This window comes from Wolbachia endosymbiont of Encarsia formosa, from assembly GCF_039540065.1.
Lineage (GTDB): Bacteria > Pseudomonadota > Alphaproteobacteria > Rickettsiales > Anaplasmataceae > Wolbachia.
Genome location: NZ_CP154278.1, coordinates 169,875 through 191,321 on the forward strand (window position 1 = coordinate 169,875; position 21,447 = coordinate 191,321).

The 21,447-nt window shown below is 34.6% G+C and carries 20 protein-coding genes, 2 tRNA genes and 1 pseudogene; 11 read left to right on the top strand and 12 right to left on the bottom strand.

The features are described 5' to 3' along the window. Positions 1-14: 14 nt before the first annotated feature. The 5 genes and pseudogenes from ybeY to AAE962_RS01005 form a co-directional block, all read right to left on the bottom strand. Entirely contained in the window at positions 15-473 is a 459-nt protein-coding gene (ybeY, locus tag AAE962_RS00985) for an rRNA maturation RNase YbeY (RefSeq protein ID WP_343289206.1), read from the bottom strand. After that, on the bottom strand, positions 467-865 hold the full coding sequence (locus AAE962_RS00990) for an EVE domain-containing protein (protein ID WP_343289207.1): 399 nt from the start codon (positions 863-865) through the stop codon (positions 467-469). The genes ybeY and AAE962_RS00990 overlap by 7 nt, the downstream gene beginning before the upstream one ends. Continuing rightward, complete coding sequence (ftsZ, locus tag AAE962_RS00995; protein ID WP_343289208.1) at positions 865-2,049, bottom strand: cell division protein FtsZ; 1,185 nt, start codon at positions 2,047-2,049, stop codon at positions 865-867. The genes AAE962_RS00990 and ftsZ overlap by 1 nt, the downstream gene beginning before the upstream one ends. 230 nt (positions 2,050-2,279) lie before the next feature. Continuing rightward, positions 2,280-2,765 (bottom strand): hypothetical protein, encoded by a 486-nt coding sequence (locus AAE962_RS01000; protein ID WP_343289209.1) that lies wholly within the window; start codon positions 2,763-2,765, stop codon positions 2,280-2,282. Between the two features lie 98 nt (positions 2,766-2,863). Then, a pseudogene (locus tag AAE962_RS01005) lies at positions 2,864-4,344 on the bottom strand (YifB family Mg chelatase-like AAA ATPase). Positions 4,345-4,464: 120 nt separating this feature from the next. Between AAE962_RS01005 and AAE962_RS01010 the strand changes: the two are divergent. Both AAE962_RS01010 and AAE962_RS01015 read left to right on the top strand, forming a co-directional pair. After that, positions 4,465-5,301 carry a polysaccharide deacetylase family protein gene (locus tag AAE962_RS01010; RefSeq protein ID WP_343289210.1) on the top strand — a complete coding sequence of 279 codons (837 nt, stop codon included), beginning with the start codon at positions 4,465-4,467 and terminating at the stop codon, positions 5,299-5,301. Continuing rightward, positions 5,256-6,812: a penicillin-binding transpeptidase domain-containing protein gene (locus tag AAE962_RS01015; protein WP_343289211.1), complete on the top strand. Its 1,557-nt coding sequence runs from the start codon at positions 5,256-5,258 to the stop codon at positions 6,810-6,812. The genes AAE962_RS01010 and AAE962_RS01015 overlap by 46 nt, the downstream gene beginning before the upstream one ends. A 99-nt stretch (positions 6,813-6,911) precedes the next feature. Here the strand turns inward: AAE962_RS01015 and lon are convergent, their stop codons facing one another. The 5 genes from lon to AAE962_RS01040 all read right to left on the bottom strand — a co-directional run bounded on the left by lon (position 6,912) and on the right by AAE962_RS01040 (position 12,879). After that, entirely contained in the window at positions 6,912-9,368 is a 2,457-nt protein-coding gene (lon, locus tag AAE962_RS01020) for an endopeptidase La (RefSeq protein ID WP_343289212.1), read from the bottom strand. 15 nt (positions 9,369-9,383) lie between these two features. Beyond that, a complete protein-coding gene (gene clpX, locus AAE962_RS01025) occupies positions 9,384-10,661 on the bottom strand; it encodes an ATP-dependent Clp protease ATP-binding subunit ClpX (RefSeq protein ID WP_343289213.1) in 1,278 nt (425 codons plus the stop codon). Continuing rightward, on the bottom strand, positions 10,661-11,287 hold the full coding sequence (clpP, locus tag AAE962_RS01030; RefSeq protein ID WP_108784694.1) for an ATP-dependent Clp endopeptidase proteolytic subunit ClpP: 627 nt from the start codon (positions 11,285-11,287) through the stop codon (positions 10,661-10,663). Before clpP ends, clpX begins: the two co-directional genes overlap by 1 nt. 11 nt (positions 11,288-11,298) lie before the next feature. Further along, positions 11,299-12,642 (bottom strand): trigger factor, encoded by a 1,344-nt coding sequence (gene tig / locus AAE962_RS01035; RefSeq protein ID WP_343289214.1) that lies wholly within the window; start codon positions 12,640-12,642, stop codon positions 11,299-11,301. Positions 12,643-12,797: 155 nt separating this feature from the next. Continuing rightward, positions 12,798-12,879, bottom strand: a tRNA-Leu gene (locus AAE962_RS01040). 256 nt (positions 12,880-13,135) lie between these two features. Between AAE962_RS01040 and AAE962_RS01045 the strand changes: the two genes are divergently transcribed. Next, the gene (locus tag AAE962_RS01045) at positions 13,136-13,735 is read left to right on the top strand and encodes a BON domain-containing protein (RefSeq protein ID WP_343289215.1); all 600 of its coding nucleotides are present in this window, start codon (positions 13,136-13,138) and stop codon (positions 13,733-13,735) included. Positions 13,736-13,901: 166 nt separating this feature from the next. Here AAE962_RS01045 and AAE962_RS01050 read toward each other — a convergent pair whose 3' ends face one another. Together AAE962_RS01050 and prmC are read right to left on the bottom strand one after the other, a co-directional pair. Next, the gene (locus tag AAE962_RS01050) at positions 13,902-14,108 is read right to left on the bottom strand and encodes a transposase (RefSeq protein WP_343289216.1); all 207 of its coding nucleotides are present in this window, start codon (positions 14,106-14,108) and stop codon (positions 13,902-13,904) included. 339 nt (positions 14,109-14,447) lie between these two features. Beyond that, the gene (gene prmC, locus AAE962_RS01055; protein ID WP_019236648.1) at positions 14,448-15,299 is read right to left on the bottom strand and encodes a peptide chain release factor N(5)-glutamine methyltransferase; all 852 of its coding nucleotides are present in this window, start codon (positions 15,297-15,299) and stop codon (positions 14,448-14,450) included. A gap of 434 nt (positions 15,300-15,733) precedes the next feature. On the opposite strand from prmC, the gene rpsL reads away from it, so the two are divergent. The 8 genes from rpsL to AAE962_RS01095 all read left to right on the top strand — a co-directional run bounded on the left by rpsL (position 15,734) and on the right by AAE962_RS01095 (position 21,445). Then, positions 15,734-16,108 (top strand): 30S ribosomal protein S12, encoded by a 375-nt coding sequence (rpsL, locus tag AAE962_RS01060; protein WP_343289217.1) that lies wholly within the window; start codon positions 15,734-15,736, stop codon positions 16,106-16,108. 5 nt (positions 16,109-16,113) lie between these two features. After that, entirely contained in the window at positions 16,114-16,590 is a 477-nt protein-coding gene (gene rpsG / locus AAE962_RS01065; RefSeq protein ID WP_264336204.1) for a 30S ribosomal protein S7, read from the top strand. Positions 16,591-16,611: 21 nt separating this feature from the next. After that, positions 16,612-18,687 carry an elongation factor G gene (gene fusA / locus AAE962_RS01070; protein WP_343289218.1) on the top strand — a complete coding sequence of 692 codons (2,076 nt, stop codon included), beginning with the start codon at positions 16,612-16,614 and terminating at the stop codon, positions 18,685-18,687. Between the two features lie 12 nt (positions 18,688-18,699). Next, complete coding sequence (gene tuf / locus AAE962_RS01075; protein WP_264336932.1) at positions 18,700-19,872, top strand: elongation factor Tu; 1,173 nt, start codon at positions 18,700-18,702, stop codon at positions 19,870-19,872. 11 nt (positions 19,873-19,883) lie between these two features. Beyond that, positions 19,884-19,956 (top strand) — tRNA-Trp (locus tag AAE962_RS01080). Between the two features lie 19 nt (positions 19,957-19,975). Continuing rightward, entirely contained in the window at positions 19,976-20,176 is a 201-nt protein-coding gene (gene secE, locus AAE962_RS01085) for a preprotein translocase subunit SecE (protein ID WP_241653945.1), read from the top strand. Further along, on the top strand, positions 20,166-21,002 hold the full coding sequence (gene nusG, locus AAE962_RS01090) for a transcription termination/antitermination protein NusG (RefSeq protein ID WP_143689748.1): 837 nt from the start codon (positions 20,166-20,168) through the stop codon (positions 21,000-21,002). The genes secE and nusG overlap by 11 nt, the downstream gene beginning before the upstream one ends. A 2-nt stretch (positions 21,003-21,004) precedes the next feature. Then, complete coding sequence (locus tag AAE962_RS01095; protein ID WP_343289219.1) at positions 21,005-21,445, top strand: 50S ribosomal protein L11; 441 nt, start codon at positions 21,005-21,007, stop codon at positions 21,443-21,445. The last annotated feature ends 2 nt before the right edge of the window (positions 21,446-21,447 follow it).

Below are 21,447 nucleotides of genomic sequence, written 5' to 3' on the forward strand. Positions count from 1 at the left end.
AACATATTTTGGTATTATCTACCATACTTTTCCTTTTCAAATTCAAGCAAAGCTAAAATCTTGCTCTCTAAACTTTTCATTATAATTTCTTCATCTTCTTTTTGATGATCATAGCCAAGTAAATGCAGCAATCCATGAACTAACATGTGTGCAGTGTGAGTGAGGATAGATATACAGTACTCATGAGACTCTCTTTCTATTGTATCTACTGCAATTGCTATGTCTCCTAGATCACATTCACTAGATAACTGTTCGCATGGAAATGATAGTACATTAGTTGGCTTATCTATTTCTCTAAACTTAAGATTAAGTTGATGTAGCAAGTTATCATCAGCGAGAGCTATTGATATATTTGGTTTATAATGATCTATTTTTAATTCTTTTAGAGAAGCATTAATAATATTTAATACAAAACTCTGTGGGTCCTTCGTAATACTATGCCACCTATTATCAAGAATATTTACTTCTAACATTCGCTCATCCTTATTATTTTATTCCACTCAGTCTCTAAAACCGGAGAAACTGATAAACGTGACTGTTTTAATATAACCATATTTTTCAAAAGTGGGTTTTGTTTTATACTGTTTAACGTCACCTGGTTACTTAAAGGTTTCAAAAGTTTTACATTCACTAATCCAAATTTGGAATTATAAACATGATAATACTCCTTTAATACTTCAACTATTCCAAGTATAACTTTCTCTTTACCTGTATGATAAAAAAATGCAAGATCGCCTAATTTCATAGCTCTCATGTAATTTTGAGCTTGATAATTGCGTACACCATTCCACTGCGTCACCTGCTCCTTTTCCATTTTTTGCCACGAGTATTCACTTGGTTCTGACTTGAGTAGCCAAAATTGCATTATTTTTTTCTTCTTAGATAAGCTGGTATATCATAAACATTGCTGCCCCACTTAACCCTTTCGTTTGTTTGCTCAGTTGAAGCATATTCTTTTGTTTCTGATATTGGAATTTGATTATAAGGCCATTTAAAATTTTTTTCCTCTGCTGGGATCTTGTTTTGATTAACAGATGAATTGTTGTTACAGCTATCAATGCCAGTTGCAAGAACAGAAACTCTAACTCTTCCCTCCATCGCCTGATCAAAAGTGGCACCAAATATTATATTTGCGTTTTCATCTACTTCTTCACGCACTCTATTGGCTGCAGAATCAACCTCAAATAGAGTCATATCTCCACCACCAGTAATATTAATTAATATTCCTTGTGCACCTTTCATTGATACATTATCAAGTAATGGATTAGATATCGCAGCCTCTGCAGCACTAATTGCCCTATCTTCTCCTTCTGCCTCTCCAGTACCAATCATTGCTTTACCCATCTCACTCATTACTGTTTCTATATCAGCAAAATCAAGGTTAATAAGCCCTGGCATAACCATCAGATCAGTTACTCCTCTTATGCCAATATGCAGAACATTATCGGCGAGTTGAAATGCGTCAGCAAATGTAGTTTTCTCATTAGCAATTCTAAATAAATTTTGATTGGGAATGACAATAAGTGTATCTACGTATTTTTGCAACTCTTCAAGTCCAAGTTCTGCAATGCGCATACGTCGCACACCTTCAAAACCGAACGGCTTAGTTACAACTCCAACAGTCAGTATCTTTTTTTCTTTTGCTCCTTTATCTTTAACTACCGCTCTTGCTTCTCTGGCTGCTTTTGCAATTACCGGTGCAGCACCTGTTCCAGTACCACCACCCATCCCTGCTGTGATAAAGAGCATATGGCTATCTTTTATATGCACCATAATTTCATCGATTGATTCTTCTGCTGCACCTTTGCCAACATCAGGCAAAGCACCGGCACCAAGGCCCTTAGTTAAGTTGATACCAAGTTGAATTTTTTTATCACATAATGACTTCTCTAACGCTTGGGCGTCGGTATTTGCTACAACAAAATTTACCCCTTGTAAATTGGATTGAATCATGTTGTTTACAGCATTTCCACCAGCACCACCCACCCCCACAACGGTAATCCTTGGGTGCAATATGGGTAATTCTGGTAAACTAAGGTCAATTGACATTTAAATTACTCAAATATTAGTGAATTCACTTGATAACAAGTTACTGCTTTTTTAACAATATGCAAACACTTTTCATTTTGACATATGCAAATAGTAAACAAGATTTACTTATTCTTAACATTATTAATCAGTAGGTATAATAATTGTAGGCTTTCAAACAGGAATACTTAGAATGCAAAAAAAAATTATGAAAAGGGATAGAAGCCTATCCCTTTTGTTGAAAACATAATTTATGCAGAGGGAGTTTTCACAGGATAAGATATTGATTTAATATTATCTATTTGAGTGTTTGGTTCTCCCTCTATGTGCACTGTTTCTTTTGTTTCCTCGATGACTTTACTAGAGGGTTTAACTTCCTCTGATTTACTACTGTTCATATATGCATACACAGGTGCAGTTATTAAAGCTGCTACTGCAGCAAGAACTACCAAACTAGCAATAAGTGGATGAGCAGCTTCAAATGCAGACATTGTAGCAATAGCAGGAGTCACAAGTTCTGCAGCCTTTGTTCCAACCGTACCGACGAAAGACGCATAAGCTGGGCTTAAGAAATAAGCAGCTGTAAGTGAAGTTACTAGTGCAATTGCTGCAAAAGTAGCAGCTGTTTTATACGGATTTTCTTTTACAAGATTCCAACCTTGCACAGAAACTTCTTTAGCTGCTGACCAAATTCCTTTGTTTGAATATTGCGTTTTTATTGCTTCAAATTTTCCCATAACTATACTCCAAAAATATTAAAATTTCATTAAGGGTAGTATATGGCAAAAAAAAGTTTCCTGTCAAGTAAATTAACTTATTTATACATTCTTATTCTTTAATTTAGTGCTTCTGCAATATGTGCTCTTTTTATTTCCTCACTTTTTGCAAGATCTGCAATGGTTCTTGCAACTCTTAATATGCGTATGTAGCCTCGATTGGAAATGTAATTTTCTTTCAGTACGTATTTTAGTAATTCTAATCCTTCCTCGTCTGGCTTAGTTAATGCTTCACCACTTACTTCTGCATTACAATAAATATTCAATTTACTATAACGCTCAGCTTGAATTTTCCTCGCTGCTATCACTCTTTTTCTAATATTTTCAGTGCTTTCTCCTTCTGAAGAAATTTCAGGAGAGAGTATACTAACGTTTGGCATTTCAATGCATATGTCTATTCTATCAAGCAAAGGTCCTGATATTTTATTTCTATAATCTGTGCCGCATTTGGAGCTTTGTTGCACGATCTACTTGCATCACCTAAGTAACCGCACCTGCAGGGATTCATTGCAGCTATAAGTTGAAAATTAGCTGGATAAGTAATGTGAGCATTTGCCCTTGCGATAGTGACTTTTCTATCTTCAAGTGGTTGGCGTAGAGAATCAAGCACAAGCCTTGGAAATTCAGGTAGCTCGTCAAGAAATAACACACCATTGTGAGCCATGGTAATTTCCCCAGGCTTTGCATTTTTTCCTCCTCCTATCATTGCTGGCATGGAACATGAGTGATGAGGTTCACGAAAGGGACGAGTTACTTTAAATGTTTCGTTACCGGCTTTTGTTATGCTAGAGATAATATTAACATCAATCATCTCCTGCTCAGTCAAATCAGGTAATAGCCCTATAAATCGCTTAGCAAGCATTGATTTTCCAGTACCAGGAGGTCCAACAAGAAGCATATTGTGTCCACCTGCTGCTGCAATTTCATCTGCTCTTTTTGCAACAACTTGGCCTTTGATATCTTTCATATCTGAAACTAACCTTTTCTCCTTGGGTACATCACTATAGTTAAAAACTATCGGCTCAATTAACTGTTCACCTTTAAAAGGTCTGACAATATCGGTTAACTTTTCTATTGCAAGAACCGAAATATTTTCTATCCACGCAGCTTCTATAACATTACCTCTTGGGCAGATTATGCCTTTACTTTCTCGTTTTGCATTTATTACTGTTGGAAGTACTCCTGAGATTGGAATAACTCTTCTATCTAGTCCTAGCTCACCCATTATTATATAAGATTGGACTTTTTCAACTGGTATCACATTCATCACAACAAGTAATCCAACAGCAATAGCTAAATCATAATGACTGCCTTCTTTAAGCAAATCCGCAGGGGAAAGATTCACTGTGATTCTTTTTGGAGGTAGCAGCAGATTGATTGAGTTTAACGCTGCTCTGATGCGCTCTTTGGACTCTGCAACAGTTTTATCCGGCAATCCAACAATATTAAAAGCTGGAATACCATTTGCCATGTGAATCTGTACATTAACATTTACTGTGCTGACTCCCTGAAGTGCAACGGTATTTATATTTGCAATCATAATATATTGTATAAAGTTATTAGTATAATATATTTATAAAGTAACGAAGTAAAAAGTAGCTGTTAAAAGTGGTTTAATTTAGCAAAAAAGCGTAGTATTCTATCACTTTGCTAATTTCTTATGTTTATAAGAATAATCGCTTTTCTTTTGCTATATTCAAGCGCAGTTTTCTGTAGTGATTGTAACTTTAACTTACCATATCGTGGGCTCAGTTGTGATTTGGATCTATCATATAGAAATTTAAGTAATATAAAGAAATTATTGAATAACAAAAATAAGTTCGTTGCACTTACGTTTGATGATGGACCGTCTTATAATAGAGCAGGAGATATTATTAATATTCTGGAGAGCAATAAAACAAAAGCGACATTTTTTGTGCTTGGTGAGCGTATAAATAAAAAAACATCTGAAATAGTAAACAAAATCCATAAAGCAGGTCATGAATTAGGTAATCATTCTTGGTCGCATAGGAAGTTGACATCACTTTCAAGTGAGGAGCAATTGCAAGAACTGGAAAAGACAAATGTGGCAATTAAAAATGCAACAGAACAGAATGTAAAATGGTTTCGTCCACCATATGGATGTCACAATGATAATTTGATCGAAAATACTAATCGATTAAATATGTGTTCCATACTATGGACAGTTGATTATCTGGACTGGCAAGGCGATAAATCAGATATTCTGGTTGAAAGAGTTTTAAGCAATGTACATAATGGAGCGATTATATTGTTCCATGATCACGATAACAAATCAAATACAGTTGAAGCTTTACCTCAGATTATTAAAATACTAAAAAAATGGGGTTATGAGCTTGTTACCTTAAGTGATTGGGAAAAGAGGATTTGTGATGTAGTGAAAGCTAGAAATATGCCAATAAAAGGAGAAAGAGTGCATTCTAAAGGAATTCTATGTGGACAAAAAACAAGGTCTTCAACCGTAGGTCATTCATATTAGGTGGTATTCAGCTTACTATTTCTGCTATCTTTAGTTATAGGTTGTACACTTTACAAGTACGAGATAGACAAAAATACGAAGTGCTATCTAATAATAATAGGACAAAAGTTGTTACTATTATGCCTAAACGAGGCAGGATTTTGGATAGGAATAGCGTTGAACTCGCAGTAAACAAAATTTCGTATATTGTTTTATTTGATGGGCAAAAAACCTTTACTAGGGAAGTTGATTTGCAGATGTTATCAGAAATTAAACCTGATGCAACAAAATCATCAGATACAAAAATAACTGCTCTTTATAAACGTTATTACCCGTTTGGTTCGATATGTTCTCATATAATCGGATATACAAAAAGACAGCAAGACATAAATGAAGCAGGGGTTAGTGGAATTGAATATACATATGATCATATATTAAAAGGTAAGACCGGAAAATCTGAGCAGGAAATAAATTCTAAGAAGCGTATCATGAGAGAGTTATCTAGCATACCGCAACAAGACGGACAAGATATACAGCTGACAATTAATATTGGTTTACAGAAGAAAATTGCAGAGATATTTAAAGACCACCAAGGTTCCACAGTGGTAATTGATGTAAATAACGGAGAAATTTTAGCATTATATAATTCACCTTCTTACGATAATAATCTTTTCACTAGCAGATTATCAAATGAAACTTGGAAAAATTTAAACAATCCTTCATTACCGCTTGTAAACCGTGCATTATCATATCAAATTCCACCTGGTTCAATATTTAAAATAATAGATGCGCTTGCAGGTTTAAAAGATGGAATAATAACACCAGAAGAAAAGTTCTCGTGTAGGGGCTATATGAAAATAGGTGAACGAAAATTTCGTTGCCTAAAAAGCAAAGTCCATGGATATGTATCTTTAAACGAGGCAATGTCCTTCTCATGCAACACTTACTTTTATAATATAGGAAAAAAAATAAACGTAGATTCTCTACTAGAAATGTCTAGCAAATTTGGTATAGGAAGTGGACCATTAATTGGAATGTTTAAGGAAGAAGCTCCGGGATTGTTGCCTGACATGAATTGGCGTGCACGCAAGCTATATTCAGAGTGGTATTTAGGTGATACCATTAACTTAGTTATAGGACAAGGGTATTTACTTACAACGCCATTACAGCTTGCGGTTCTTGCAGCGAGGGTTGCAACAGGAAAGGAGGTAATTCCCCACATTGAGATGAGTAAATCAGGGCAAGACTTTCTTGATATTGATGTGAATCATGAGCATCTTAGTGTGGTTCGAAAAGCTATGTTTGACGTGGTGAATTCTAACTATAGAAAAGGACTAGGCAGTATACAAATTGCTGGCAAAACCGGTACACCAGAGATAAACTCTAAAGGTGAAAGTCATAAATTGTTTATCGCTTATGGCCCCTACCATGATCCGCGCTATGCAATCTCAGTGTTTATAGAACATGGTAAAACTCCACGCCAAGATGTTGCAATTGCTAGTGAGATATTGCAATATATGCTTGAAAAATGAACTTATGAAATTGCCATATATGTTACTTGTAATTTATATATTCAAATCAGAGCTTTGAGGTTAAAAAAAAGAAACGAAAATTGCATAAACCTTTTCAATTTAGTGCTTTAATGTTTCTGATGAAGGGAAGGTATTATCCTTATTTTCTATGGAGCTAGACACACTAATTTCGTTATTATCATCAATTGAAGTAATAGGGTACATCAAAGCAACTTTTATAACTTCATCAATATTCTCAGCAAAAATTACATTGATTTCTTCTTTTATATTTGCAGGAATCTCTTGCATATCTTTCTCATTTTCACTTGGTATAATCACAGTTTTGATTGATCCTCTTAGCGCAGCAAGCAATTTTTCTCTCAAACCCCCAATAGCCAACACTCTACCACGCAATGTTACTTCACCTGTCATAGCAACACTTTTGTTAACTGGTATATTTGTCATAAGAGAAACAATAGATGTACACACTGCACTGCCAGCAGAGGGACCATCTTTTGGCACAGCACCCTCAGGTACATGCAAATGTATATCATTATTTTTAAATTTTTCGGGTTTTATACCGAAAAATAAACAATTTGATCGCACATAACTATACGCAGCTTTTATAGACTCTTGCATAACCTCTCCAAGCTTTCCTGTGTATTTTATTTCCCCCTTGCCCGGAATTAGGACTGACTCTATCATTAAAATATCACCACCTGTTTCAGTATAGGCGAGACCAGTTACTACCCCTACCAAACTCTCATTTTCTGCAATGCCAAAGGTATACTTACGTACCCCTAGGTAATCTTGTAAATTACCAACCTCTACGGATATTTTCTTATTTTTATCAGTTAATATTGCTTTAACTGCTTTTCTCATGAGCTTTGCAAGTTCCCTTTCCATGCTTCGCACGCCGCTCTCACGTGTATATAAACGTATCAACTCGTATAATGCTTCATTAGTTATTTTCCACTCCTTCTGATGCAAACCATGCTCTTTTTTTAATTTTGGAATAAGGTGATGCGTAGCAATACTGATCTTCTCATCTTCGCTATATCCAGATAATTGTATAATTTCCATCCTATCACGCAAAGGATGTGGCAAATTTAAGCTGTTTGCCGTAGCTACAAACATTACACTTGAAAGATCAAATTCAACTTCCAAGTAATGATCAGTAAAGTGTTTATTGTGCTCAGTATCCAAAACCTCAAGTAATGCAGATGCAGGATCACCACGCGAATCAGAACCCATCTTATCTATTTCATCAAGCAGAAAAAGCGGGTTGCATGAATTAGCTTTTTTCATGTGTTGAATGATTTTACCAGGCATTGAGCCAATATAAGTTTTTCTGTGTCCTCGTATTTCAGACTCATCACGTATACCACCAAGAGATATGCGAACAAAATCTCTTCCTACTGCTTTTGCCATAGACTTAGCTAAAGAAGTTTTACCAACACCAGGTGGTCCAACTAAGCAAAGTATAGGACCCTTTATCTCTTTTACTCTCTTTAATACTGCTAAAAATTCTATTATTCTATCTTTTACTTTCTCTATGCCATAATGATTTTCATCTAAGATTTTTTTAGCCGCATTTAAGTTAATTTTTGCATCTTTGTACTTTCCCCATGGCAAATCAAGCAACCAATGCAAGTAACTAGATATAACTGTTGCTTCAGGAGAAATGGGATTCATTTTCTTATATCTCTTTAAGTCAGTTATGGCTTTCTTTTTTGCTTCCTCAGAAAGCTTTGTTTCATTTATCTTTTTTTCAAATTCATTGAGTATATTACCTTCATCTCCATTTTCAAACTCACCTAATTCTTTCTGTATAGCTTTTAATTGCTCATTAAGGTAGTAAACTTTTTGAGTACTTTCAACCTGTGATTTAATTGTCTTATACAAGCGGTTTTGTGCACTCAAAATACTTATTTCTCTCTCAATAAGAGCAAAAACTTTTTTTAAACGCTCTTTTGGGTTATAAACTTCAAGTATGTTTTGCTTATCTGATACCTTTATATTTAAGTGCGAAGCTATCATACCTACAATTTGATTAACCTCTTTAACTTGATCAATGGGGTCAATAATAATCTCGGGTCGACTTTTCTTGCTTAGTTTACACCAATTGTCGAATGCATCTATAACAGAACGCCTTAAAGCTTCTAAATCAATATTATCTTCATTTTCTCCATACTCATAATGACCATCTAACTCTACTCTGGCCTGTAACAAAGTGTGAGAGCTAATATATTCTATAACTCTTCCCCTTCTTACCCCATGAATCATGACTTTCACTGCATTGTCAGGCAGTTTTATTAATGGTTGTATAATGTTTGCTAACACGCCTACTTCATAAAGATTCTCTGGCTCTGGATTATCAATAGAACCATCTTTTTGTGCTATGAGAAAAATCTCGTTTTGGTGACTACTGCTACTTATTGCATACTCTAGTGCATGAACAGATTTTTCTCTACCTACGAATAAAGGCAACATTATATTTGGAAAAATTACTACATCTCTTAGAGGTAATACTGGTAATACAGTAGAATTAAAGTTTACAGCACGTCCAATACTCATAATATATGCCTCAAATTAATCATTAACCGTTATAACACTACCCTTATTATTATGATTAATCGTCGCTTTGCCTAATTCTACCATTTTCTTAGTAACCGTTATAGTGCTACCTTCAAAACCTCCGTTGCCGGATATATACATAACATCAAGTAAAAGTGACTCTAAGATAGCACGTAACATCCTTGCACCTGTTTTATAGCTTATAGCTTTTTTAGCAATAGCTGATATTGCTTCATCTGAAAACTCAAGGTTTACTTTACTAAATGCAAGCAATGCTTTATATTGTTTTACTAGCGCATTTCTTGGATCTGTCAACACATGTATTAAATCCTCGTGATCCAGCTCATCTAGAACAGCAGTTATTGGAACCCGTCCTACAAATTCGGGTATCAAACCGAATTTGATTAAGTCCTCAGGTTGAGCATCGCGTAAAGCATTTTTTTTCTTTTGTGCTTTAGACTGACTTATATCTGCTCCAAAGCCAACTGATGTTCCCTTTTTTCTTGCCTCAATAATTTTATTTAGGCCTTCAAAAGCTCCTCCACAAATAAATAGTATGTTACTAGTGTCTACTTGTATAAACTCTTGTTGCGGGTGTTTTCGCCCTCCTTGTGGAGGAACACAAGCAACCGTACCTTCCATGATTTTTAGTAGAGCTTGTTGGACCCCTTCACCTGAAACATCACGGGTTATTGAAGCGCTTTCAGACTTTCTTGTGATCTTGTCTATTTCATCGATAAACACTATACCATGCTGTGCCTTTGCAACATCATAATTTGCAGCTTGTAATAGACGTGACAACACGCTTTCTACATCATCACCTACATAACCTGCCTCAGTCAAAGTTGTTGCATCGGCCATAGCAAATGGCACATCTGAAACTTTAGCAAGTGTTTTTGCTAGCAAAGTCTTACCAGAACCAGTAGGGCCAATAAGCATTATATTTGACTTCTCAATTTCAATATCACTTATAGAATGAAGTTGCACCATGGATTGACAATGGTTATACATAGCCACAGATAAAACGTGTTGCGCATGTTCCTGACCTACAACATGCTTACTAAGAAAATTTTTTATATCTTCAGGTTTCTTTAGTAATAGCTTCATATCAGATATATGATCTGAATTAAAAGCTCTCTCTTTCTTTTGACTTATTGCTTTATGGGATAACTCTATGCATTCATTACAAATGAACACCTTTAAACCATCTGAAGAGTTAGTAATCAATTTATCTACTTCGTTTTGTGCCTTGTTACAAAAAGAACAGTAGTGTAAATCATTATTGTTATCCATTAAACTACCTTTTGTTTAACTTTAATATTTTCAATCTTCATATCTTTACGCTCAGCTATTACTCTGTCAATTAAGCCAATTTTCATTGCTTCTTCAGGATCCATGAATTTATCTCTTTCCATCATTCCTTCAATTTTCTTTAGTGAATTTCCAGTATGTTTTTCATAAATTTGATTTAGTTTTTTCTTAACTCGCAAAATTTCATTAGCATGTATCTCTATGTCAGTTGCTTGACCTTGATAACCACCAGATGGCTGATGTATCATAATTCTTGAATGAGGTAGCGAGTAACGCTTACCCTCCGCACCAGCTGTAAGCAACAAAGAACCCATAGATGCAGCTTGACCTATACACAAAGTTGAAACGTCTGGATTTATATACTGCATTGTATCGTAGATCGACAAACCAGCAGTTACAACACCACCTGGTGAGTTAATATACATACAAATGTCTTTATCGGGATTTTCCGATTCTAAAAATAAAAGCTGTGCTACTATTACGCTGGCCATGTTGTCTTCAATAGGGCCAGTTACGAAAATTATTCTTTCTTTTACTAGCCTTGAATATATGTCATAAGCCCGCTCACCGCGACTAGTTTGTTCAACTACAATTGGTATAAGAGTCATACCTTTTCCTATCAAATATTATCAAATAATTCCTTTAATTCTTTCACAGAAACAATCTGTTCTTCTTTACTAACTTTTTCTATCATATAATCTGTCACTTTATACTCAAGCGCTTGCCCTCTAACTAATTCCTGAAATTGTCCATCTGATTTAAAATGTTTAAATACTATGTCAAATGATACATCTTTACTGACATATTGATTTACAATAACGTTCATAATATCATTTTGAGTTAATGATATTTCATATTCTTTACTGAACTCCATAAATAGCATTGCAAGCTTTACACGTCTTTCAGCTTCTTTAAAAGAATCACCTTTAGCATTCAACTCTCTTTCCACTCTCTGCTGTTCCTGTTTTACTACTTCTATAGGCAAATCAAAACTATAACTAACATCCAAACAATCAAATAGCTCTTTCTTAATTAAGAGATCTCCCATTTTTTTACACTGATTATCAATTACTTCTTTTACATGATTTATTAGCGAAGAATGATCTTCAAAACCAATTCCCCTAGCTATTTCATTATCACTTTGCAAATCTTTGGCAATCTGAATATCATTGACTCGAACAGAAAAAGCAGCCTCCTGCCCCGCAAGGGAAATTACCTGGTAATCTTCAGAAAATCTCAACTTAAAGCTTTTTGTTTCCCCTTTTTTCATGCCAATTAATTGATCTTCAAAACCATTTATAAATGTTCCAGATCCTAAATTAACAGTAAAGTTTTTGCCACTTCCACCTTGAAAGAGCTTATTTCTAATTCGCCCTTCAAAGTCAATTATCAGTTTATCCTCGTTTTTTGCTTGATAAGAAACATCATCAACAGAGACAAAGTTAGGAAATTTTGTTTTTATAGAATCAATAAATTCTTTTATGTCTCCCTCTTTGATTTTTGCCTTAACTTTCTTCAAATTTATTTTATCAAGATCTATCACTGGCACTTTTGGCATCGATTCAAAAGATAATTTGTACAGAAAGTCGCCTTTTTCATCCTTTTTATCCAGGTTTGGTAATGACATAATATCAACCTTAGGATGGATGTGAGACTTAACTTCGATTTTTTTCATTAAATCACTTGAGCAATAGTCAATCGTATCGTTTATCACATATTCCAAAGCTTCGTTTTTATAATTTGTAACAACAAGATCGTAAGGCATCTTTCCTGATCTAAATCCAGGCAATTTTGCATTCTTCGCTATTTCTTGTAATCTAGAGTTTATCTTTTGTTGTATATAATCACTACTAACTGTGATTTCATACTCATACTTTAGTTTATCTACACTAAGTTCCTTATAGGTATATATATTACTTAATGTATCTGTTTCGACTGCATTTTGAGGTATATTACTAGACATTACAACCTGTTATCAATATTTTATTTATGTTTTAATAAAGCCACTTTACCAGAATTTAAGTTAAATACAATCCTTAAGAACAGGTTCTTATACAAACAAAAGTGTACTTAGTGAGTATAAATTTTCTCTTAAAACCTGAGTTACATGACTTTAAGTGCGGATAGAGGGACTTGAACCCCCACGAGCAAGCTCACCAGGACCTAAACCTGGCACGTCTACCAATTTCGCCATATCCGCAAGAGCCCTTCATTAACTTATAGATAACCACTTCTGTCATCTTATACAATTTAAAGATTAGATCTTAGTACCACAGACTGAACTTATAATACTGGTTAACTCCACTATGAATCTAATCCTGAATTACTTTAACTAAAACTATTAAGATAAGTACTGTCTTAGAAATATTCAAGGCTTATTCAATTTATAGTATTTACACAATAAAAAAAGCTTATTAATATTCTTTAATTAAGGCTCTAAACTCTGGAAATTAATAATGAGATTAATAGAAAGCTTCTTACTCGCAATTTTTCTGATTACACAGAGTGGCTGTACGGCTCTTGTAAGTGGTATAGTGGTAACAGCAACTGCAGCGGCTACATCAATAACAATGCAAGATAAATCCTTGGGAAACATTATTGATGATACAACTATAGTAATAAGAATCAATAAGGTACTCTTAAAACACGGACTGTTCTCATCTATAAAAGTTAAAGTGAGTGAAGGAAGAGTATTACTCATTGGAAATGTTGATAATCATGAAAAGCAACTCACAGCAGAGAAAATAGCTTGGCAGCAAAAAGAGATTAAAGAAGTGATAAATGAAATAAGAGTCACACCAATTAAAATGGCTTCTATGCTAGATGTTACTGTAGATGGTATGATAACAGCAGAGATAAGCACAAGGCTTTTGGGAAAAAGAAATATTAAATCAATTAATTATAGTGTTAATACAGTTGATAGAGTCGTTTATTTGATGGGCATAGCTCAAAATAAGGCAGAATTAAAAGCTGTAATAGCAATTGCAAGAAAAGTAAAAGGAGTAAAGCAAGTTGTAAGTTATGTGAGATATAGACATAGCAAATTGCGCCATTAATGAAAATTTACTTGAGTGTTAGTATCATTTAGCTAAGCCATAAAGCTACTTTACAAATTTCGTCAGTTCACTCTTATGGTATGTATAACAATGCTACAAAAAATAATATCATAGAATTCAATAGAATAATTTCTAGAAAATCTCTACATACTAAAAAAGTAAAATGCTATTTAAATAAGCTTAAGAATAAATAGCAAACATCTATATCTTGTGCGATATGGCGTTTTATTCCTGAGATTTTTTTACCAGCGTCATAGCTTTTTTCTTCATCATTGTCTGCGTTCTTTACACTCTGAGCGTCAACTATGCAAAAGCTGGTTTTTTCTTTCCAAACATTGTTTTGTCGGACCACACTAACTATTTTTTTTAACATGCACTCCAAAATACTTTTTTTTATTTCCTTTTACTTTTTCACTCCATTTTTGAAATAATCATAACAATTGCGCCGTTTTGGGAAACTCTTTTGGTAGCATCCTACACTGATAAACCCTTTTTAGGGCGTACAACACTCCGCAAAATATATCATACAAATCAAGTTTTTTTTGGTTTTGTTTTTTCCACAAGACTCCAGATCTGGTGAAATAATCTCAAACTTCTCTCGACTTATGTCACTTGGGTATACACTCCTCATATATCCTAATTTATACACTCTATTTCTTACTTTATGCCTTTCTTGAGATTATGAACAGGTTCTTAGAAAGCTAGCGTTCTACTAGTCATGTTCTTTATCTTGCTTTACAACAATGCATCTTTTCATTCCAGCCAAGTCGTATACGTATTCCTGAAAAGCCAGTCCATATAAGGGTATTATTTTGTCAATATTGCTTTGATCTTCGCCTATTTCCAGTATCGCAAACCCATCTTTTTTAAGGCACTTTTTCAATATTGGAAAAATACTCAGGTAACAGCTCAATCCATCGATACCACCATCAAGAGCAATTCTTGGCTCTTTTTGCACTTCAGCTTGCAGATTTTTTAACTTACTTCTTTTAATATATGGAGGATTGCTTATTATGAGATCAAATAAATCTCTACATTCTGTCCACGAATTTGGAAATATTTTAGCTCTGTTGAGAAGATTATGTTTCTTTGTGTTCTGGCAGGTAATTTTGTACGCTTCCAGACTTTTTTCAAAACCAACTCCAATAGCATATTCATACTCACTAAGTATGGAGATCAACAAACAGCCTGTGCCTGTGCCAAAATCTGCAATTTTTATTTTTTGCTTCTTATTTTGGTAATATTTTAACACTGTTGAAATTACTGTCTCACTATCTGGTCTTGGATCTAGAACATGTTGGTTAACTATAAAATTTTTACTCCAGAATTCACGATTACCTATTATTTGCGATATTGGATATCTTTCTGCTCTTTTTTTTGTTAATTTCCAGAATAGAAGCTCTTTGTTTCTTGGTACCTGATTGGTGTGATTCATGATTGTAAATGATCTTTCTACTCCAAGTACGTATTGCATGATGATTTCACAATCCAAATGTGGTGATTCAATTCTATGTGATGATAGTAGCTTTGACCCTTCTTTAATTAAAGCGCTGATTGTTTTCATTATTCTAAAAACGTGTTCCTTGTATGCAAGAACAGCAAAATTGAGTATAGAATTTTGAACTTAGGGTAGCTGCATTAAATCTAAGTGTCAAGAGTAGGATTGTAAAAATCATCTGGCTTTACTGGTAATTCGTTTAGTATTTTTGCATTAATGTTAGAAACTCTTGGCTCTACTATAAGGATTATTTTCTGCATATTCTTTGATAGCCATCACAGTATATTACTTGTTCCATATCTATATTAATTCGACTACAGCAAGTGATAATTTCTTAATATTAAAACCAATATGCGCTTTAGCATATAATTATCAGTAGCTTTCAAAGCAATTAGGCTGAGATTATTTAGAGTAGTAATGTTTATTTTTATATTGACTATTGAGGTTTATTATTTTATAACTAAGACTTAGTTATTTTCAGAGTTTTAAATTTACAGTATATGCCTACGATAAGTCAATTAATATGTAAGGGTAGATCAGGGTTAACTCCCAAGAAGAAGGTGCCAGCTTTGGGAAAATGCAATCCTCAAAGAAGGGGTGTTTGCACTAAGGTATATACTACAACTCCTAGAAAGCCTAATTCAGCACTACGTAAGGTAGCTAGAGTAAAGATTAGTGGATACGGTGAAGTGACGGCTTATATACCTGGCGAAGGTCATAATTTACAAGAGCATTCCGTTGTTTTAATACGTGGCGGGCGAGTTAAGGATTTGCCGGGTGTACGTTATCACATAATAAGAGGTGCTCTTGATCTACGTGGTGTGCAAGGTAGAAAGAAATCTCGTTCACAATATGGTGTAAAGAAATCTGGTTAAAATTTATGGCACGTCGTAATAAAGCAAAAAAAAGAACAAGCCCTGACTCTCGTTATGGTAGTGTCTTGGTTATGCGTTTTATTAATATAATTATGAAATGTGGTAAAAAATCTATTGCAGAAAAGATTGCTTATAGTGCTTTGTCCTTAGCTGAAAAGAAAATAGGCAAAGATGCCTTATCAATTTTTGAAACAGCAGTAGAAAATGTTACTCCTTCTATAGAAGTGCGTTCTCGACGTATTGGTGGTACAACTTATCAAGTACCTGTTGAAATTCGTCAAGATAGAGCAATTTCTTTGGCATTAAGGTGGATTGCTAGAGCAACTTCTGCTGCTAGAAAAAAGAGTGGTAGAACTACTGTTTATTGTTTGCAGTCTGAAATATTAGATGCTTATAATAAATGTGGTGGTGCATTTAAGATGTGTGAAGAAAAGTATAAAATGGCTGAAGCTAATAAGGCATTTTCTCATCTTCGTTTTTAATATTACCTGATTGATTGTGGTATGGAAGTTTTAATATCTAGGTATAGAAATATAGGAATAATGGCTCATATAGATGCTGGAAAGACCACCACAACAGAGCGTATTTTATTTTATACTGGTAAACAAAATAGGATTGGTGAAGTGCACGATGGTGCGGCTTCTATGGATTGGATGGAGCAAGAGAAGGAGCGTGGCATTACAATTACCTCTGCTGCAACAACATGTTTTTGGAATGATCATAGGATTAATATAATAGATACTCCTGGTCATGTTGATTTCACTATTGAGGTTGAGAGATCTTTGAGGGTTTTGGATGGTGCAGTTGCTGTATTTGATGGGGTTGCTGGAGTTGAGCCTCAGTCTGAGACGGTTTGGCGTCAAGCTGATAAATATACCGTTCCTCGTATCTGCTTTGTTAATAAAATGGATAGAATAGGGGCAAATTTTTATCGATGTGTCGATATGATAAAAACGAAGCTTGGCGCATCACCTTTAGTTATTCAGTTGCCAATAGGAAGTGAGAAAGATTTTAAAGGCATAATCGATCTTATTTCTATGAAAGCTATTATATGGCAAGAAGAAACATTAGGCGCTAAATTTTCTTATGAAGATATTCCTTATGATTTGCTTGATAAGGCTCAAGAGTATCGAAATCTTTTATTAGATGCTGCAGCTGAAATGGATGATGAGGCGATAAATATTTACTTTGAATCTAACGATCTGCCAACTGATTTATTGAAAAAGTGTGTGAGAAGAGGGACCATTAAAGGAAAATTTGTCCCTGTATTATGTGGGTCAGCTTTTAAAAACAAAGGCGTGCAATCACTTTTAGATGGTGTGGTTGATTTTTTACCCTCTCCTATTGATGTTGATGTAATTATTGGAACTGATCCTAAAGATTCAGAAAAGAAAATTGAGATCAAACCTTCAGAAAAAGAGAAATTCGTTGCTCTTGCGTTTAAAGTGATGACGGATAAATTTGTAGGTAGCTTGACGTTTATTCGTATTTATTCCGGTAAGTTAAAATCTAAATCTGCTGTGTTAAATGCTGGAAAGAATGAGACTGAAGGAATTGGTAGAATGTTACTTATGCATGCAAATAACAGAGAAGATATAAACGAAGCTAAAGTTGGTGATATAGTTGCCTTAGTTGGATTAAAGAAAACAATTACTGGTGATACTTTATGTTCATCTGATTTTCCTATACTATTAGAGCGTATGGAATTTCCTGATCCTGTTATTGAAACTGCTATAGAACCGAAAACTACCTCAGATCAGGAAAAATTAGGCGTTGCTTTGAATAGATTAGTTGCAGAAGATCCTTCTTTGAGGATGTCAGTAAATGCGGAGAGTGGGCAGACTATATTGAAAGGTATGGGTGAGCTGCATCTTGAGATTATTATTGATAGAATGAAGCGCGAGTTTAATGTTGAAGCTAACGTTGGTGCGCCTCAAGTTGCATATCGTGAAACTATCACTAAATCTGTTGAAATTGATTACACTCATAAAAAACAATCAGGTGGTGCTGGTCAGTTTGCTAAAGTTAAAATAAAATTCGAACCTCTTGAGCCTGGTTTTGGCTTTCAGTTTGAAAGTAAAATTGTAGGCGGTGCTATTCCAAAAGAGTATATACCTGGAGTGCAAAATGGCTTAGATTTGATAAAAGAAGGTGGTATAATTTCTGGCTTTCCATTGATTGATTTTAAGGCTACTCTTCTTGATGGTGCTTTTCATGATGTTGATTCTAGTCCTTTGGCTTTTGAACTTGCTGCTAAAGGTGCTTTTAAGGAAATGGCAAATAAAGCTGGTCCAAAAATGCTAGAACCTATAATGAAAGTGGAAATCATTACTCCTGAAGAATATATGGGTGATGTTATGGGTGATATAAATAGTAGAAGAGGCAGTGTTGTTGATATGATGGATTTAGGTAATAATAGCAAAATAATTACTGCTTCCGTTCCTCTTGCAAATATGTTTGGTTATATAAATGTTTTGCGTTCTATATCTCAGGGAAGAGCTCAGTATAGTATGCATTTTTCTTGTTATGAACAAGTGCCACAATATGTGGTTGATGAGTTAAAGTTAAAGTATAATTAAAGGTTAGTAATTATGACAGCAATAGTAGAAGCATTTGGAAAGCCGCATGTAAACGTGGGAACGATAGGACATGTGGATCATGGGAAGACAACGTTAACAGCGGCGATAACAAAGCATTATGGTAATTTTGTAGCATATGATCAGATAGATAAAGCGCCAGAAGAAAGAAAGAGAGGGATAACAATAGCAACAGCGCATGTTGAATATCAAACAGAAAAGAGACACTATGCACACGTTGATTGCCCTGGACATGCTGATTATGTAAAGAATATGATAGTAGGTGCAGCACAGATGGATGCAGCAATATTGGTAGTGTCAGGGGTTGATGGGCCGATGCCACAAACGAGAGAGCATATATTGCTGGCAAAACAAGTGGGTGTTGGATATATCGTGGTATATATAAACAAAGCTGATGTTGCTGATGCTGATATGATAGATTTGGTGGAAATGGAAGTGAGAGAGTTGCTGAGTAAGTATGGATTTCCAGGTGATGAAGTGCCTGTGATAGTTGGGTCTGCGTTAAAAGCATTGGAGGATGATGGTAGTGAGTATGGAAAGAAATCAATAGATAAATTGATGGAGAAGTTAGATGAGTATGTGGCAGTACCTCCAAGGCCTATAGATTTGCCGTTTTTATTGCCAATAGAAGATGTATTTTCAATATCGGGCCGAGGGACGGTAGTAACAGGAAGAATAGAGAAGGGGGAGATAAAGACAGGGGATGAGATAGAGATAATAGGTCTGAAAGCGACGCAAAAGACGATATGTACTGGTGTTGAGATGTTTAAGAAGTTGCTAGATAAGGGAAGTGCAGGACTCAATGTAGGAATACTACTAAGAGGAACAAAGAGAGAAGAAGTGGAGAGAGGGCAAGTATTGGCAAAACCAGGGACAATAACTCCGCATAAGAAATTTAATGCGGAGGTGTATATATTGAAGAAAGAAGAAGGAGGAAGGCATACACCATTTTTTGGAAATTATCAGCCACAGTTTTATTTAAGGACAACGGATGTAACTGGGAGCATAAAATTGCTAGATGGAAAGGAGATGGTCATGCCAGGGGACAATGTAAGCATAGAAGTGGAGTTGCAAGTACCAATAGCAATGGATAAAGGATTGCGTTTTGCGATAAGAGAAGGTGGTAGAACTGTTGGTTCTGGCGTTGTTTCGGAGATTTTAGAGTAAATTTGAATTATAGGAGTGTAGCTCAATTGGTAGAGCGCTGGTCTCCAAAACCAGAGGTTGTAGGTTCAATTCCTATCGCTCCTGCATTAATGTTATGGTAGAAATGTTAAAAAACCTGTATGTTTTTTTTTGCGATATAAAGCAAGAAATAAGGAGAATTGCTTGGATAAAGAAACAGCAGGTATTGTCATCTTTGTTTACTGTAATAATTGTTATATTATGCTTTTCGATTTTCTTTTGCTTCGTAGATTTTATGTCTCTTTACGTAATTAAGACTTTATTTGGAATTATTTATGGAATATAAGTATAAATGGTATATCATTAAAGTCGATTACGGGTATGAGAAGGATATATGCGAGTTGGCAACCAATACTGTTTACTTTAAGGAGGTGTTTGTTCCTTATCAGACAGTATGTGATGTAAAATCTGATATAAAAGAGTTATGTGAAGTATATATATGTATGCATCTGTGTGATGAAAGCAAAAATATTTTGAATCAAATGACTGGGTTTTGTGGTGATGAGTCTGGTCATTTTGAGATGATTTCAGATGATGAGGTAATTTTAAAACGTAAGGAATTTAATAGATATAAGTGGTACATTTTAAGAGTTGCCTCTAATTATGAAGAGAAAGTGCGCCAATATATATTAGAAAATTCTATGAGATTGAATATTAATAATTATTTTAATAGGGTTTTTATTCCTTGTGAAGAATTAAGTGAGATGGATTTAAAATCTAAAAAAAATGCTAAACGAAGGAAGTCCTTTCCTGGTTATGTCTTTTTATACATGAATTTATGCGATGAGGTATTAAATTTTATTAATAATATACCAAAATCTCTTAAGGTTTATGGATTTTTGAAAAATGGTAATGTTCCAAAGGTGATTGAGGATAATGAGATTCGCTCAATGTGTAGTGCGCTTTACAATGCTCAAGAAACGAAAAAGTTGAGTTATGGTTATGAGAAAGGTGAAAAAGTAAAAATTAATGATGGTCTTTTTCAAAATTTTACTGGTAAGGTAGATATGGTAAATGACGAGAAAAAAATTATTAATATTGAAGTATCAATCTTAGGTAAGCCAACAATAATAGAGCTTGATTTGGCTCAAGTAGAGAAAATAGAGGATTAATTATGAGTAATATAGTTGCTAAGATTAACTTACTTATGGAAGCTGGGAAAGCAGTTCCAGGACCGAAAATTGCTTCAGTACTTGGCCCGCGTGGTATACCTGTTCCTAAATTTTGTGAAGCTTTTAATAAAGCTACTAGCGCTGCTAACGATAGTTATAAAGTAGGTGATTTAGTAACAGTGAGAATTTCCATAAAGGATGATCGCTCTCATGATTTTACTGTCAGCGGTCCGCCTGTGGCTTATTTGCTTAAGCAGGAAGCTAAATTAAGTAAAGGTTCTGGTAATTCTGGTAAAGAATTAGTGGCTAAATTATCTATGTCTGCTATCATTAAAGTGGCAAAGTGTAAGATGGTTGATATGAAAGTGGATAATGAAGATTCAGCAGTGAAGATGGTTATAGGCACTGCAAAATCTATGGGTATAGAAGTTGTGGAAGGTTAGGT